The organism is Stackebrandtia soli (genome assembly GCF_965137155.1).
Taxonomy (GTDB): Bacteria; Actinomycetota; Actinomycetes; order Mycobacteriales; family Micromonosporaceae; genus Stackebrandtia; species Stackebrandtia soli.
Window position 1 is genome coordinate 26,851 of sequence record NZ_CBCRZX010000001.1, and the last position, 14,408, is coordinate 41,258.

The window sequence follows — 14,408 nt, forward strand, 5'->3', positions numbered from 1 at the left end:
CTCCGATCCCGAACGGCCTAGTCGTCGGTTTGCGGCGCCGGAACGATCGCCACCGGACACCACGCGTGATGCAGGACGCCCTGGCTGACCGACCCGAGACGAAGCGACGGCAGATGTTTGTCGCCCCTCGTCCCCACGACGACCAGCCGGGCGTGTGCCGACGCGTCCGTCAACGCCAACGCCGCCTTGCCGTCCACCGTGTCGACCGTGTACGTCACGTCGTCGTACTCGCTCGCGAGCGGTTCCACCATCTCGGCCAACCATCGACGTTCCTCCTCGGCGTCGGTCGTCTCCCGGTCGGCGCCCAACCGTCGGTTGTGGCGACGACCGTGCAACACCCGTAGGAAGGCGCTGTCGCGACGCGCGGACTCGAAGGCGAAACGCAGCGCCGCGTCGCTCGCACGCGAACCGTCGACCCCCACCACAATGGGCGGATTGTCGTCGTGTTGACGGTGCAGGGCGCGAACGACGACCACCGGGCACGTCGGCACACCCGCGATGCCGGAGCTGACGGAGCCGAGCAGGACGCGGCCGAGCAGGCCCCGCCCCCGGCTTCCCACGACTAGCAGGTCCACGTTCATCGCCTCCTCGCGCAGCACGGTCACGGGGTGGCCCTCTGCAGCGACGATGTCGACGACCGCGTCCCGATCGCGATGCAGCACGACCTCCATCGCGCGTTCCAACAGCTCCTGCGCGGCCTCCGTCGCCGAGTCGCGAGAGAGCCTTTCCGACTCCACGGCGTCGAGCGCCGCGAACCGCGGACTGTCCACCATGTACGCGGGAACCATCCACTGGAACGCGTGGACGAGCGTCAGCCGGGCCTTCGCCCGAGCCGCCTCGGTGACGGCCCAGGTGAGCGCCGCCATGCTCTCGGAACCGTCGGCGATGCCGACGACTATTCGATCCAACCCGGACACTGCTGCCTCCTCGGTCACAACCGGATGACGGTCTTCCCGCGCGCACGTCCCTCGCGGTTGGCGGTGATCGCCCCCGACGCCTGGTCAAGGGGAACCTCGTGCTCGATCGGGACGACGAGCCGGCCCTCGTCGATCTCGGTCGCCAAGCGCGTCAAGGTCTTCGCCGACGCGGACATCCCGAAGTTGACCCCTTCGATGTCCTCATCGGCCAGTTCCTGGGGGTCCGCGGCGCCCGTCGTCGACAACGCCACTCCACCGGCGTGCACGAGTCGGGCGTGCGCGGCGAACGCGTCCCGGCCGGACGCCAGGTCGACGAGCGCGTCAACGCCTTCGGGGTACTCGTCCCGGATGCGCTCGGTCAACGGCTGGGCGGTGGTGTCGATGGTGACGGCCGCGCCGAGGGAACCCATGCGCTGTTCCTCGGGGCCGCGCACCGCCGCCAGGACGCGCACGTCGACGGCGGACGCGAGCTGTGTCAGGAACGAGCCGACGCCACCGGCGGCTCCGATGATCAGCAGGCTCTCGTACTCCTGGATGCCCGCCGCCTCGACGATTCCCAGCGCGGTCATGCCCGCCGTCGGCACCGCCGCCGCCTGGCTCATGGGGATCTTGCGCGGCGCGAGCGCGATCGGGCCGTCCTGCGGGACGGTGACGTACTCGGCGTAGGTGCCGGTGCCGACCGGCGGACGGGACGCCTGCCCGTACACCTCGTCGCCGACTGCGAACCGCGTGACGCCGTCACCGACCGCTTCGATCGTTCCCGCGAAGTCGGTGCCCATCACCAGCGGGAACACGTGCTCCGCCAGGCCGTCGAGCACACCGTCGGCGACCTTCCAGTCGAACGGGTTCAGCCCGGCCGCGGCGACGGCGACGAGCACTTCCCCGGGGGCGGGAGTCGGCGTCGGCACGTCGACCAGCTCGGGTTCGGCGTGGAACTTACTGACCGCGATCGCGCGCATGTCGCTACTCCTGTTGTCGTTCCGCCAGTTCCGGTCGACGGGCGGTGGGCGCTCGTCGTGGTGGCACAGATGTCTTCGAGGCTAGTGCCTCGACGCGGCGCACACTGGCGAAAAAGGCCGATCCGGGCGGGGTCGATGTACCCGCGCGGCCGACAGAAACCCGCGTCGACGGTGCAACCGATCTCGATGGCGTGGACGTCAATACGGGCACAGCCAAGAAACGAGAGTTGAGCACTGTGAAGCCTGAATCCGAAGCGGAGTATCGCGAGTTCGTCGCCTCCCGGTTTGATCAACTGGGGCGATTCGCGTACATGCTGTGCCGTGACTGGCATCAGTCCGAGGACATCGTGCAAAAAGCACTGATCAAGTTGTACATCAGGTGGCCGAAGGCGGTCATCCAGTCGCCGGACGCCTACGTACGGCGGATCATCGCCAACACGGTCCACGACGAGCGGCGGTTGGGATGGTTCCGCAAGGAACGTCCGAGCCGACGGCTTCCCGATCGCGCGGGTCCGGATCCGCGCGAAGCCGAGACCGATCGGTTGATGGTGTTGGAGGCGCTCGGCCGACTTCCGCATCGTCAGCGTCTGGCTGTGGTCCTCCGACATTGGGAGGACATGTCCGTCGAGCAGACCGCCTCGATCATGAGGTGCTCGGCGGGGACCGTGAAGAGTCAGACCGCGCGGGGACTGCAGACGCTGCGCGGCCTGCTCGGGAGCACCATTCCTATGCAGGCTGAAGGAGCTTTGCGATGACTGATGAACTGAAGCGGCGTCTCGACGACGAGCTTCCAAAGGGACCCGTTCCGTTCGGGCTCGACATGGACGGCCTCGTGACCGCGGGACGCCGGGGACGGCGATTCCGCGCGCTGGCGATCGGCGGTGGTTCCGTGACGGCGGTTGCCGCGGTCTCGGCGGTCGCGATCTTCGCGGCGTCGGTCGGTACCGCGGGAGACCCCGCGCCCGCGGCGGGACCGAAGAACGTCACACAGCCCGAGGTGACCCTGCCCGAGCTAGACCCGGACAAGACCTACGAATGGAGCCCGCTCTTCTGGGACGAGGACATCGAGCGCACGGAGGCGACCGAGGCGTACACCGAGGCGCTTCGGTCGGTGTTCGACGAGCTGTATCCGGGCATCGACTTCGACCAGGAAGGCATGTTCGGAGGTGGAGGCGAACCCGAGGTCGTCGACATCGTCAACACCTTGAGCAAGGTGACCGAGGTCGTCGACGAGGGTTCCTACGATGTGGAGCCGATCCACTCTCAGCCGTTGTACGAGACAAGCGTTGAGGGCGAGAACAACACGACCGTCGCGCCGTACGCGTTGTTCCCCGGCGCCGAGTTCACCGAGCGCCTGGACATGCAGGTGTGGCCGGCCGGCGGTTTCACGACCGGAACGGACGGTCCGACCGACCTGATCGATTGCGAGTCGACGGAGTACCAGTCCGACTTCGAGGGCAAGGCGATCGAGGACATCACGTGCACCGAGACCACGGGACCGAACGGCGAGCTCATTCGCCAAGCCGTGGCGTCGACCTCGCACAGCGGGACCGGTGCGACCTACTGGCGTGTCCACACGACCGTGGTCTACCGCACCGACGGCACCGCCGTCGTGATCGAGAACCAGGTGGCGAAGGAGGACGAGGACACCGGCGACGCGCTGGCCGATCTCGGTGATCGCGCTCCGGCGATGAGTCTGGAAGACCAGATCACCGTGGCGCTGGCGCTGCCGAACGCGATCGTCGAATAGCGATCGCCTGAAACACAACGGCCCCGGACGAGACCAGCGTCCGGGGCCGTTGCCGTGTCAACGATACATTCCCGCCTCATAGGACGGTCCATAGTATGTGAGCAGTTCGTCGACGGTCTCCGGCGTGTCCTGCACGGCCTTGACGATGTGGGCGTGCGGAGGCAACGCGTCGGGCCGCCAGGTTTCCGGCTTCCACAGCTGGGACCGCAGGAAGGCCTTGGCGCAGTGGAAGAAGACCTGTTCGATGTCGACGACCACGGCGAGCTTCGGGCGGTGTCCCTTCACGACCATGTCGTCGAAGAACGGTGCGTCCGAGACGATCCGGGCACTGCCGTTGATCCGCAGGGTGTCTCCACGACCGGGGATCATGAACAACAGTCCGATACGGGGGTTCGCCAGCAGGTTGACGAAGCCGTCGACGCGCTTGTTGCCGGGGCGGTCGGGAATGGCGATGGTCCGGTCGTCGAGCACACGGGCGAAGCCGGGCGGGTCGCCCTTCGGCGAGACGTCGCAGTCGCCGGTCGCGTCGGACGTCGCCACCAGGCACAGCGGGGACGCCGCGAGCCAACGACGGTCCATCTCCGTCAGCGCGGCGCGTTCCTTCGTCACCGCGCGACCCGAGGGCTCCCCGACGATCGCGCGCAGCTCCTCCAGGGTCGTCACCTCGGTCACGCCTTCGGTTCCCGGAACCGTCATGTCCACCTCGTCTCGTCTCGCCTCGTCTCGGGCGGACCACGGTACTCCACGCCGACGCGGGTGACGGTCCTCGCGAAGAGACGGTTCTCCCCCACCGGACCGCCCGCGAACGTCAGCTGACGCTGACGCCGAACACGAGACCCACGAGGTAGGTGACCACCATGGTGATGGCGCCCATGCCGACGTTGCGGAGGACGGCACGCCAACGGCGGGCCTGTCCGAGCCACGCGCTCGTGTAGCCGGTGAGGGCGAGCGCGATCACGACCGCGACGCCACAGGTCCACACGCGAGCCGAGGTCGGCGGGAGGATGATCGCGATGAGCGGCAGGAGCGCGCCGATGGCGAAGGAGAAGAACGAGGCGAAGGCCGCGTGCCACGGGTTGACCAGGTCGTCGGGGTCGATGCCGAGTTCCGCCTCGGCGTGCGCCCGTAGGGCGTCCTTCTCGGTCAGTTCGGCCGCGACCCGCGCCGCCAATTCCGGTGAGAGGCCCTTGTCCCGGTAGATGTCGGTGAGTTCGGCGAGTTCCTGCTCGGGCATCTCGGCGAGTTCACGCTTTTCCAGGCGGACCATCGCGTCCTCGGTGTCGCGCTGGGTGCTGACGGACACGTACTCGCCACCCGCCATCGAGAACGAGCCGGCGACGAGTCCCGCGACCCCGGCCGTCAGGATCGCGGTGCGGTCGGCCGTCGCTCCGGCGACCCCGACCACGAGTCCGGCCGTCGAGACGATGCCGTCGTTGGCGCCCAGCACACCGGCTCGAAGCCAGTTGAGCTTGCTGCTGAGGGATTCCCCGTGCGGTTCTCCTTGGTGGGGTCCTCCCCCGGACGTGCGCTTCGACATGGACCCGAGTAAAGCAGCTGTCGAGTCGTGTCCACGTTGATTCGGTCCTCGCGGCGGCTTCCGTCACACGCGAGCACGGCCGGCGACGTCGGAGCCACCGTCAAAGACGAGGATTCCCAAGGGGACGATTCAGGCCCCATTGGGACAGGATGCCCAGCTCATCGCGGGTGACCCAGGTTCCGTCGCCGAGCAGGTAGGGACGCTCCGCCAGGGTGCCGACGACGCTGGCCGTGGTCACGTCCAGCATCAGGAAACGTGTGGCGTCGGACTCCCCGTCCGTGACGGTGACGACGGCGGTGTCGGCGTCCAGGTAGCCGCCGATCCAGTCGGCGTAGACGTCCTCCGGGTCCTCCTCGGCGAGGTCCGCGGCGGTGACCGTCGTGATCGTCTCACCATCGGGATAACTGTGGAACCCCACATCAGACTGTCCATGGTCGACTGTCATGAACGATCCCCCGGACGGGGAGACGGAGAGAAGGCAGCGATCGGCCCAACCGTAGTCGTGCACGGTCAGCTCGCCGCCGTCACGACGACCTCGGTAGACGGCCACGCCGTCCTGCCCCTCTCCGACGTCGAACAACACCGAACCGTCGGGGTGCCGCAGCATCCTCGCCCCGTGCCCGGCGGTCGGAATCGCCCGCTCCGCGAGAATCGAACCGTCCGCCGCGTCGAGGAGGAACACCTTGTCCTCCTCGGCTCGGTCGGCCGCGACGTCGGGCCGGTACAACCACACGTCGCGGCCGTCGGCCCCGTACACGCACGCCGGGTAGCTCCACCAGGGAGCCGGACCTCTCCGGGGGAAGTCGGTGCGCCACCGTACCGTCCCATCGGCGTCGACCTCGACGATCTCCGTCGAGGTGGCCAGAACGGCTCGGGAGAAGTCGGGCAGCACGTCGATGCACTCGACCTTCGAGCCGAAGACCGGCAGGGGGATGGCCGCGTGACGCGGCCGCGATTGACCGAATTGGACAGAGCACAGGGAATCGTCGCCGACCCAGGAGACCATCCGCCGATCGCTCCACGACAACGCGTTCTCCGGGATCCCCGCCGCGATGTCCACCTGCGCCAACAGGCGCGCCCCAAGCAGTTCCACCCGCCAAATGTAACGAGCGGTCCGAGAGATCGACATTAATCGACCAATAAGAAAGTCGACCGCCGCCACATCGTCCACTTAGTATTACGTGTCATTCCCTTTCGGATTCGCCAGGGCCGGGACGACCGACGGCTCGGCCTCGACCGCTACGGCGTCGTGGGAAGCACGACCGCGAAGAGTCCATGAGCCGGACCACCGTCTCCCGCCCGCCACACACCCGACACATGACCGACGGCCCCCTTCGGAACGAGGGAGGCCCCCGTCGGCACAGCCTGCGGCACCCTACACACGCGAATGGACAGTCCGTCCGCGCCGAGCAGTTCGGTACCGTCCTCGGTGTCGACGGTGGTGATGGTGCCCATCCGGAGATCGCCGCAGGATGAGCAGGAGACCTGTCGATCTGGTGTGTCACTGAGGTTCTGGTCCTGTGCCTGAGCCCGCCCCTCGATCAGGGCCAGCAACTCGGCGACGAGCACCGGGTCACGAAGGCCGTCGTAGGCCCAGCGGCGTCCCAACACCCCGTGCTCCATCGTCCCGACGAGGGCGTCGTCGGCGCCGTGGAGCGGGGCGCCGCGATACGTCAGCGGCACCAGATATGTGACCGCGTCGACACCTACGCCGTCCGCGAGCAACATGAACTCGATCCCGACCTCACCCGCGGGGTCGTCCAGACGAAATCCACCGGTCTTGGAGAGCGCCGGTTCGGTCGTTGCGCCGCGGTACCACGGTTGACGAGGAAGCCACGACGTCACAAGTTCCAACTTCGACGGAGTGAGGACCGTCTGATGAACGATCGCCATGGCGAGACTCGCTTTCGGTGAAACGGGCGGTGGTGCCCCATCCTGTCACCGAAGGCCGTCGACACGCGGGGGACCACCGATGAACGACGGGACGGCCTCCAGCGGTCGTCCCGCCCATCTCAGGCCTTGCGAGAGCCAAGGAGTCGGGGCGGCGGCTCCCGCGTCGGTGTTCGGCGCAACCGCCGCGCTCGAGCACGGCGCGGGTGGTTCGACAACACGACCGACGACGCTCCGACGCAGCCGTATCCGACCTGCCGGGCAACGCATCAGCATCTAGGCTCCACCTCATGATTCTTCGACATGTCACGGTGGACTGCGCCGACCCGTATCGCCTCGCGACCTTCTGGAGCGCCGTGACGGAATGGCCCCTGTCTTCGATCGACGAGCCCGGCGACGACGAGGTGCTGATCGAGGCGCCCGCGCCGGTTCCCGGACTGCTGTTCATACGGGTGCCGGAGCCCAAGACCGTGAAGAACCGCGTCCACTTCGACTGGATGCCGACCACCCGCACCCGCGACGAGGAGGTCGAACGGATCATCGGATTCGGAGCGAGCCTGCACGAGGACCACCGCACCCCCGACGGTCGAGGCTGGGTGACATTGACCGACCCCGAGGGCAACGAGTTCTGTGTGGAGCGCGGGCAGGCGGAACGCGCGGACGGCTGACGCCACCGCGCGAATGACCGTGTGACACACGTCATCGATTTGCCGAAACGGCATGGGAACTGGCGCCGCACGCGATCGCCAACGACACTCGACGAAGGTGACGACCGCCGTCACCGATTGACGACCGGGAGCGCGAATGACGGAGGAGCTGGGCGGCGAGGCGTTCTGGGACGCCCGCTACGGGGAGAAGGAACGGATCTGGAGCGGCAAGCCGAACGGCGCGCTGATCAGTGAGGTCGAAGGCATGACGCCGGGACGCGCGCTCGATCTCGGTTGTGGGGAGGGCGCCGACGCGATCTGGCTCGCAGAACGAGGCTGGCACGTCACGGGCGTCGACATCTCGACGGTCGCCCTCGACCGTGCCGCCGCGCACGCCGCCGACAATGGTGTGGCCGAACGGATCACCTGGCGACGGCTCACTCTGGGCGACGGTTTTCCCGAAGGTTCGTACGACCTGATCATCTCGTTCTTCCTGCACTCGCACGGGGACCTGCGGCGGGAGGACATCCTCCGGGCCGCGACCTCGGCCGTCGCGCCGGGCGGTGTGCTGCTCGTCGTCGGCCACGCGGGCCATCCCGTGTGGAGCGAACACCGGCACCGCCACGAGGTCAGTTTCCCTTCGGCGAGCCAGGTGCTCGCGGATCTCGACCTCGTTGACGAGGAGTGGGAAGTCCTTCGTTGTCACGAGTACGACATTCAGATGACGCGTCCGGATGGCGTGGCCGACGTCCGATCCGACAACACCGTCAAAGTGCGCCGACGCGCCTGATCCGGTGCGGTGCCGCGGCTTCGACCGACGGCACCGCACCGGACCGATCAACGCCGCACGAAGTTGTCGAGGACGTCGTAGGGGTACACCTTCGGCTTGGCGCTCGCCTCGTCGAGGCGTGTGAACTGCTCGTCGGTGAGCCGCCATCCGGAGGCGCCGAGGTTGTCGGTCAGGTGCTCGAGCGTCCGGGCGCCCACGATCGGCGCGGTCACCGCGTCGGCCTGGATCAACCAACGCAGAGCCGTCTGCGAGACGGAGTGTCCACTTTCCTCAGCGACCTCGTGCAGCGCGTCGAGGACGTTCCACGCGCGTTCATCGCTCGACAGGCCAGCCCAGCTGCCCTCGGTCGCCACGCGTGTGTCCTCGGGCGGTTCACTCATTCCGCGCTTGAACCGGCCCGCAAGCCAACCCGCCCGCAACGGGCTCCACGGCATGACGCCGAGCCCCTCGTTGCGGCACACCGCCAACAGCTCCCACTCCGTCTCACGGTCGATCAGGTTGTAGAGCGGTTGCAGCGCCTCGTATCGGGCCCAACCGCGCGCCGACGCGAGGTCGACGGCCTTCTGCAACTGCCAGCCGGTCACATTGGACGCACCGAGGTAGCGGACCTTTCCGGCGGTGACCAGGACGTCGAGGGCGGCGAGCGTCTCCTCCAGCGGGGTGCCGTCGTCGTACACGTGGGTGTAGTAGAGGTCGATGTAGTCGGTGTCGAGGCGCCGCAGGCTCGCCTCGACGGCCGACATGATGTGCTTGCGGCTCAGGCCGGTGTCGTTCGGGCGGTCGCCCATCTTGCCGTAGACCTTCGTGGCGATGACGAGCTCGTCGCGGTCGCGGCCCCGAAGCCAGCGCCCGATGACGGATTCCGAGTCGCCCTTGCCGTAGACATCGGCGGTGTCGATGAAGTTGCCGCCCGCCGCCGTGAACTCGTCGAGGATGCGAACGCTGGTCTTCTCGTCCGTCGGACCGCCGAAGAACATCGCCCCCAAACACAGTTCACTGACTTTGAGGCCGGTGCGGCCCAGGTATCGATACTCCACTTTTAATCTTCCTATCCATTTAGCGGAGCGCCCACAGTATCCGACGAAACGGGAAACGGACGACACCGTTTCCCGAAGCCCGCGACAGTCGTCGAACGACGACCCCGGACTCTCCGTGATCGATGGTCGCGCCGACGAGACGGCAGGGGCGAGCTCCGGCGCCCGAGGAAAAGGGCTGGCGAGCGTGGGGCCGGATGTCTAGCGTCGAGGGCATGGATGCTCTGGATGCCGACCGGATTCGCGCGTCGTTCGTCAACTGCTCGAAGGGCGAGGCGGCCGCCATCGTGATTCCGGGTCTGACCACCGTGGACTGGGAGAAGCTGGATTTCCTGGCGTGGCGCAATCCCCGGATGCCGCAGCGGGCGTATCTCGTCGCGCCCATGGAGGGCGGCCCGGTGGGCGTCGTCCTCCGAGTGGCGGCCAACCGGAATCACGCGGGGGCGATGCGAACGTCGATGTGCGAGTTCTGCCACACCGTCCACTCCGCCGGCGGCGTCACCCTGTTCACGGCGGCGAAGGCCGGCGGTTCGGGCCGACACGGCAACAGCGTCGGCGCGTACTTCTGCGCCGACCTCGAATGTTCGCGCTACGCGCGGGGTACGAAACGACCGATCCGAGTGCAACCGCAGACGACGATGACGGTCGACGAACGCGTCGACCGGTTGAACTCCCGCCTGCGCGGCGTCGTGTCGTCGATCGCGCCGCAGCGAACGGCCTGAGACGGGCGAACGCTCGGACGGCCGCGCATCGAGTCGGTGGGAGGCCGCCCGAGGCGGTGGACCGCATGCGATCCACCGCGCGGGTCAGTCCACTTCAGAGGACGGCGCGGAGACACGTCGACCTCACCGAGACGCGCGAAGGCGTCGACGTCGGCCCGCGCCGCATTGTCGCGCCGCGATCCGACCGACGAGGTCACTCCGCGACCGGCGCCAGGAACTCCAGGCGGTTGCCGTGCGGATCGTCGACATAGAACCTCGCCATGCCCCGGTCATGGACGGGGCTGCCCGGCAGGCCGTTGAGGTGCATCGGGAAGCCGCGCAGTTCGTCGTCCCAGGTGACGGAGTGACCGGCGGCCGCCAGCCGCTCGCCGAGCGCTCGCAGACTGTCCTCGTCCCCCCAGACGATGCCGGGGTGGCCTTTGACCGCGGGACGGAAATCGTCCTGAACGCCGAGGTGCAGTTCGAGAGGGGCCTCGTCCGACAACCGGAACCAGCAGCCGCCGCGAGCGGCGAGCCGGGCGGGCTTGGGAACCTCCGTCATCCCGAGATCATCCACATAGAACTTTCTGAGGACCGCCTCGGAACCACGCGGCGCGGTCAACTGCATGTGATGCAGGGCGAAGTACATCGAACGACTCCATTCATGACGACTTCGGCGAGCATAGCAAGACGTACGTACGGTTTTAAGTTCCAGCGACGCACGTCACGACTGTCCGCCCATTGAGAACAGTCATCGGAAACCGTCTCATTGGGCGGACCCGCGTTTGACAATAAAACAAGACGGACGTACGGTTTGTTTCTGTTGATGGTTGAGCCATGGCGCACGACATACCCCATCCGGCGGCGCCGGGCCTGGCACATCCGGCAAACTGAACCACGAATACGGACATACGACTTGGGAGCATCTGTGCCGAGTATCGACACCTTCGCCGCGAAGGCAAATCTCGCCGTCGGCGACAAGAACTACGAGATCTTCCGCATCGATCGCGTGCACGGCCACGAACGCCTGCCGTACAGCCTGAAGATCCTGCTCGAGAACCTGCTGCGCACCGAGGACGGTGCCAACATCACCGAAGGCCACATTCGAGCCCTCGGCAGTTGGGATCCGAACGCCAAGCCGAGCGTCGAGATCCAGTTCACGCCCGCCCGCGTGATCATGCAGGACTTCACCGGCGTCCCCTGTGTCGTCGACCTGGCCACGATGCGCGAAGCCGTCGGCGACCTCGGCGGCGACCCCTCCACGATCAACCCGCTCGCCCCGGCGGAACTCGTCATCGACCACTCCGTGATCGTTGACTACTTCGGACACCCGGACTCCTTCGCCCGCAACGTCGAGCGCGAGTACGAGCGCAACCGCGAGCGTTACCAGTTCCTGCGCTGGGGACAGACCGCCTTCGACGAGTTCAAGGTCGTTCCGCCCGGCACCGGCATCGTGCACCAGGTCAACATCGAGCACCTCGCCCGCGTCGTCATGACCCGCGACGGGCTCGCCTACCCCGATACCTGCGTCGGCACCGACTCTCACACCACTATGGAGAACGGTATCGGCGTCCTGGGTTGGGGCGTCGGCGGTATCGAGGCGGAGGCCGCGATGCTCGGCCAGCCGATCTCGATGCTCATCCCCCGCGTCGTCGGCTTCAAACTGACCGGGGAACTGCCCGCCGGCGCGACCGCCACCGACCTCGTCCTGACGGTGACCGAGATGCTGCGCAACCACGGCGTCGTCGGCAAGTTCGTCGAGTTCTACGGTGACGGCGTGACCGCGGTGCCCCTGGCGAACCGCGCGACCATCGGCAACATGAGCCCGGAGTTCGGCTCGACGTGCGCGATCTTCCCGATCGACGACGAGACGATCTCGTACCTGCGCCTGACCGGCCGCGACGAGCACTCCTTGGCGCTGACCGAGGCGTACGCCAAGGAACAGGGCATCTGGCACGACCCGTCCGTCGAGGCCGCGTACAGCGAGTACCTCGAACTGGACCTGTCCACCGTGGTCCCGTCGATCGCGGGCCCGAAGCGGCCCCAGGACCGAATCGCGCTCTCCAACGCGAAGTCCACGTGGCGCCACGACATCGGCAACTACGTCACCGAGACCGACGAGGCCGGCAAGGAGAGCTTCCCCGCCTCCGACAGCCCGTCGATCAACACCAACGGGCACAACCGTCCGCACAACCCGGTGCCGGTGACGATGGCCGACGGGACGACCGTCGAGCTCGATCACGGCGCCGTCGTCATCGCGGCGATCACGTCCTGCACCAACACTTCCAACCCGTACGTCATGGTCGGAGCGGCGCTCCTCGCCAAGAACGCCGTCGACAAGGGACTCTCTCGCAAGCCGTGGGTCAAGACCTCGCTGGCTCCCGGATCCCAGGTCGTCACGGGCTACCTCGACCGCGCGGGGCTCACGCCGTACCTCGACAAGCTCGGCTTCAACCTCGTCGGATACGGATGCACCACCTGCATCGGCAACTCCGGCCCGCTGCCCACCGAGGTCTCGGCGGCCGTCGCCGAGGGCGATCTGGCGGTGACGTCGGTCCTCTCCGGAAACCGCAACTTCGAGGGCCGCATCAACCCCGACGTCAAGATGAACTACCTCGCCTCGCCGCCGCTGGTCGTGGCGTACGCGCTCGCCGGTTCGATGGACTTCGACCTCAACAACGAGGCGCTCGGCATCGACTCGAGCGGACAGCCGGTGTACCTCGCGGACATCTGGCCCTCCTCCGAGGAGATCTCCGCCGTCGTCAACTCCTCCATCGGCCGGGAGATGTTCACCAGGGACTACGCGAACGTCTTCGAGGGTGACGACCGCTGGCGCGCGCTGCCGATTCCGACCGGTGACACCTTCGAGTGGGACGCGGACTCCACCTACGTGCGGAAGGCCCCGTACTTCGACGGCATGCCCGCCAAGCCGGAGCCCGTCACCGACATCCGGGACGCCCGCGTCCTGGCGAAACTCGGCGACTCCGTGACGACCGACCACATCTCCCCCGCCGGGGCGATCAAGGCGGACTCCCCCGCCGGGAAGTACCTGAAGGAGCACGGTGTCAGCCCCGCCGACTTCAACTCCTACGGTTCGCGGCGCGGAAACCACGAGGTGATGATCCGAGGCACCTTCGCCAACATCCGCCTGCGCAACCAGATCGCGCCCGGCACCGAGGGTGGCTTCACGCGCGACTTCACCGTCGCCGACGCTCCCGTGTCGACGATCTACGACGCCGCGCAGAACTACGCGGCGGCCGAGACGCCGCTCGTCGTGTTGGCGGGCAAGGAGTACGGCTCGGGTTCGTCGCGCGACTGGGCGGCCAAGGGCACGAGCCTGCTCGGAGTCAAGGCCGTCATCGCCGAGTCGTACGAGCGCATCCACCGCTCGAACCTGATCGGCATGGGCGTGCTGCCGCTCCAGTTCCCGGAGGGCGCGACCGCGGTCACGCTCGGCCTGGAGGGCACCGAGGTCTTCTCGATCGCGGGTGTCACGGCGCTCAACGACGGCGGGATCCCCGACACCCTCCGCGTGACGGCGACGTCCCCCGAGGGTGAAGAGGTCGCGGCGTTCGACGCGGTGCTGCGCATCGACACCCCCGGCGAGGCGGAGTACTACCGGCACGGAGGCATCCTCCAGTATGTGCTGCGTTCACTTATCGCCAAGTAACACCACGCTCCGACGGCCCGATGCGCACTGTCCGCATCGGGCCGTCGACGTTCTCGGACCGTCCGGATCCCCTGCGTAAAGCCGACGTTAAGGTCCGGCCACCGGCGTGCGCCTCTTGCGCGGTGCCGTTAGATTCCTCACCATGGCAGAAGAAGTACGCGCCGACCCGGTGAAGCTGTGCACGCTCGCCGACGAGGTCACCGGTTTCGCCGGCGACCTGCGCGACGGGCTGGCGACCGCACGCCAGGCGATCGTCATACCGGCGAGCGCCTTCGGCAACAGCGACGGCGCGGGCACCCTCGATGACACCTATGTGGACGTCATTGAGGACGCGGGTGCGGGCGTAGAGGACATCGCGGGAGTCCTCGAAGGAGACGTCGACCGGCTGTACCGGATCGCGTTCTCCTACAAGGCCACCGACGAGGCCAACTCCGCCAACATCAACAACGGCGGCGGCAACCTCCCCGTCTGACGCCCTTCCCCCTGCTCGTCCCCTCGCCTGCGAAGTGGTGA

At 67.5% G+C, this 14,408-nt stretch carries 15 protein-coding genes; 7 read left to right on the forward strand and 8 right to left on the reverse strand.

Annotated features, from left to right (window positions below):
* Nucleotides 1-17 precede the first annotated feature (17 nt).
* Entirely contained in the window at nt 18-917 is a 900-nt protein-coding gene (locus ACM9NP_RS00145) for a universal stress protein (RefSeq protein ID WP_415644457.1), read from the reverse strand.
* A gap of 14 nt (nt 918-931) precedes the next feature.
* A complete protein-coding gene (locus ACM9NP_RS00150) occupies nt 932-1,876 on the reverse strand; it encodes an NADP-dependent oxidoreductase (RefSeq protein WP_415644458.1) in 945 nt (314 codons plus the stop codon).
* A gap of 44 nt (nt 1,877-1,920) precedes the next feature.
* On the opposite strand from ACM9NP_RS00150, the gene ACM9NP_RS00155 reads away from it, so the two are divergent.
* Together ACM9NP_RS00155 and ACM9NP_RS00160 are read left to right on the forward strand one after the other, a co-directional pair.
* Complete coding sequence (locus ACM9NP_RS00155; RefSeq protein ID WP_415644459.1) at nt 1,921-2,631, forward strand: SigE family RNA polymerase sigma factor; 711 nt, start codon at nt 1,921-1,923, stop codon at nt 2,629-2,631.
* The gene (locus ACM9NP_RS00160) at nt 2,628-3,626 is read left to right on the forward strand and encodes a hypothetical protein (RefSeq protein WP_415644460.1); all 999 of its coding nucleotides are present in this window, start codon (nt 2,628-2,630) and stop codon (nt 3,624-3,626) included. Before ACM9NP_RS00155 ends, ACM9NP_RS00160 begins: the two co-directional genes overlap by 4 nt.
* A 57-nt stretch (nt 3,627-3,683) precedes the next feature.
* On the opposite strand, the gene ACM9NP_RS00165 is transcribed toward ACM9NP_RS00160, so the two are convergent.
* The 4 genes from ACM9NP_RS00165 to ACM9NP_RS00180 all read right to left on the reverse strand — a co-directional run bounded on the left by ACM9NP_RS00165 (nt 3,684) and on the right by ACM9NP_RS00180 (nt 7,056).
* Entirely contained in the window at nt 3,684-4,322 is a 639-nt protein-coding gene (locus ACM9NP_RS00165; protein WP_415644461.1) for a pyridoxamine 5'-phosphate oxidase family protein, read from the reverse strand.
* A 112-nt stretch (nt 4,323-4,434) separates the two neighbouring features.
* Nucleotides 4,435-5,163, reverse strand: a complete 729-nt coding sequence (locus tag ACM9NP_RS00170) for a VIT1/CCC1 transporter family protein (protein WP_415644462.1) — start codon at nt 5,161-5,163, stop codon at nt 4,435-4,437.
* A gap of 100 nt (nt 5,164-5,263) precedes the next feature.
* Nucleotides 5,264-6,256 (reverse strand): lactonase family protein, encoded by a 993-nt coding sequence (locus ACM9NP_RS00175; protein ID WP_415644463.1) that lies wholly within the window; start codon nt 6,254-6,256, stop codon nt 5,264-5,266.
* A gap of 146 nt (nt 6,257-6,402) precedes the next feature.
* Nucleotides 6,403-7,056 carry a maltokinase N-terminal cap-like domain-containing protein gene (locus ACM9NP_RS00180; RefSeq protein WP_415644464.1) on the reverse strand — a complete coding sequence of 218 codons (654 nt, stop codon included), beginning with the start codon at nt 7,054-7,056 and terminating at the stop codon, nt 6,403-6,405.
* Nucleotides 7,057-7,343: 287 nt separating this feature from the next.
* Between ACM9NP_RS00180 and ACM9NP_RS00185 the strand changes: the two genes are divergently transcribed.
* Both ACM9NP_RS00185 and ACM9NP_RS00190 read left to right on the forward strand, forming a co-directional pair.
* The gene (locus tag ACM9NP_RS00185) at nt 7,344-7,721 is read left to right on the forward strand and encodes a VOC family protein (protein WP_415644465.1); all 378 of its coding nucleotides are present in this window, start codon (nt 7,344-7,346) and stop codon (nt 7,719-7,721) included.
* A 136-nt stretch (nt 7,722-7,857) separates the two neighbouring features.
* Nucleotides 7,858-8,490, forward strand: coding sequence for an SAM-dependent methyltransferase (locus ACM9NP_RS00190; protein ID WP_415644466.1), 633 nt, complete (start codon nt 7,858-7,860; stop codon nt 8,488-8,490).
* 47 nt (nt 8,491-8,537) lie between these two features.
* Here the strand turns inward: ACM9NP_RS00190 and ACM9NP_RS00195 are convergent, their stop codons facing one another.
* The gene (locus ACM9NP_RS00195; protein WP_415644467.1) at nt 8,538-9,527 is read right to left on the reverse strand and encodes an aldo/keto reductase; all 990 of its coding nucleotides are present in this window, start codon (nt 9,525-9,527) and stop codon (nt 8,538-8,540) included.
* A gap of 212 nt (nt 9,528-9,739) precedes the next feature.
* Here ACM9NP_RS00195 and ACM9NP_RS00200 point away from each other — a divergent pair, with 212 nt between their 5' ends.
* Nucleotides 9,740-10,246 carry an FBP domain-containing protein gene (locus ACM9NP_RS00200; protein WP_415644468.1) on the forward strand — a complete coding sequence of 169 codons (507 nt, stop codon included), beginning with the start codon at nt 9,740-9,742 and terminating at the stop codon, nt 10,244-10,246.
* 193 nt (nt 10,247-10,439) lie between these two features.
* Here ACM9NP_RS00200 and ACM9NP_RS00205 read toward each other — a convergent pair whose 3' ends face one another.
* On the reverse strand, nt 10,440-10,874 hold the full coding sequence (locus ACM9NP_RS00205) for a VOC family protein (RefSeq protein ID WP_415644469.1): 435 nt from the start codon (nt 10,872-10,874) through the stop codon (nt 10,440-10,442).
* Nucleotides 10,875-11,153: 279 nt separating this feature from the next.
* Here ACM9NP_RS00205 and acnA point away from each other — a divergent pair, with 279 nt between their 5' ends.
* Both acnA and ACM9NP_RS00215 read left to right on the forward strand, forming a co-directional pair.
* Entirely contained in the window at nt 11,154-13,895 is a 2,742-nt protein-coding gene (gene acnA / locus ACM9NP_RS00210; protein ID WP_415644470.1) for an aconitate hydratase AcnA, read from the forward strand.
* A gap of 142 nt (nt 13,896-14,037) precedes the next feature.
* Nucleotides 14,038-14,367 (forward strand): hypothetical protein, encoded by a 330-nt coding sequence (locus tag ACM9NP_RS00215; RefSeq protein ID WP_415644471.1) that lies wholly within the window; start codon nt 14,038-14,040, stop codon nt 14,365-14,367.
* Nucleotides 14,368-14,408: the final 41 nt, after the last annotated feature.

Bases quoted from the DNA above. Each gene is read 5' to 3' on its own strand.
- ACM9NP_RS00190 (WP_415644466.1), top strand. From the start codon at position 7,858: ATGACGGAGGAGCTGGGCGGCGAGGCGTTCTGGGACGCCCGCTACGGG.
- ACM9NP_RS00185 (WP_415644465.1), top strand. From the start codon at position 7,344: ATGATTCTTCGACATGTCACGGTGGACTGCGCCGACCCGTATCGCCTC.
- ACM9NP_RS00170 (WP_415644462.1), bottom strand. From the start codon at position 5,163: ATGTCGAAGCGCACGTCCGGGGGAGGACCCCACCAAGGAGAACCGCAC.
- ACM9NP_RS00205 (WP_415644469.1), bottom strand. From the start codon at position 10,874: ATGTACTTCGCCCTGCATCACATGCAGTTGACCGCGCCGCGTGGTTCC.
- ACM9NP_RS00180 (WP_415644464.1), bottom strand. From the start codon at position 7,056: ATGGCGATCGTTCATCAGACGGTCCTCACTCCGTCGAAGTTGGAACTT.
- ACM9NP_RS00215 (WP_415644471.1), top strand. From the start codon at position 14,038: ATGGCAGAAGAAGTACGCGCCGACCCGGTGAAGCTGTGCACGCTCGCC.
- ACM9NP_RS00160 (WP_415644460.1), top strand. From the start codon at position 2,628: ATGACTGATGAACTGAAGCGGCGTCTCGACGACGAGCTTCCAAAGGGA.
- ACM9NP_RS00200 (WP_415644468.1), top strand. From the start codon at position 9,740: ATGGATGCTCTGGATGCCGACCGGATTCGCGCGTCGTTCGTCAACTGC.
- ACM9NP_RS00165 (WP_415644461.1), bottom strand. From the start codon at position 4,322: ATGACGGTTCCGGGAACCGAAGGCGTGACCGAGGTGACGACCCTGGAG.
- ACM9NP_RS00150 (WP_415644458.1), bottom strand. From the start codon at position 1,876: ATGCGCGCGATCGCGGTCAGTAAGTTCCACGCCGAACCCGAGCTGGTC.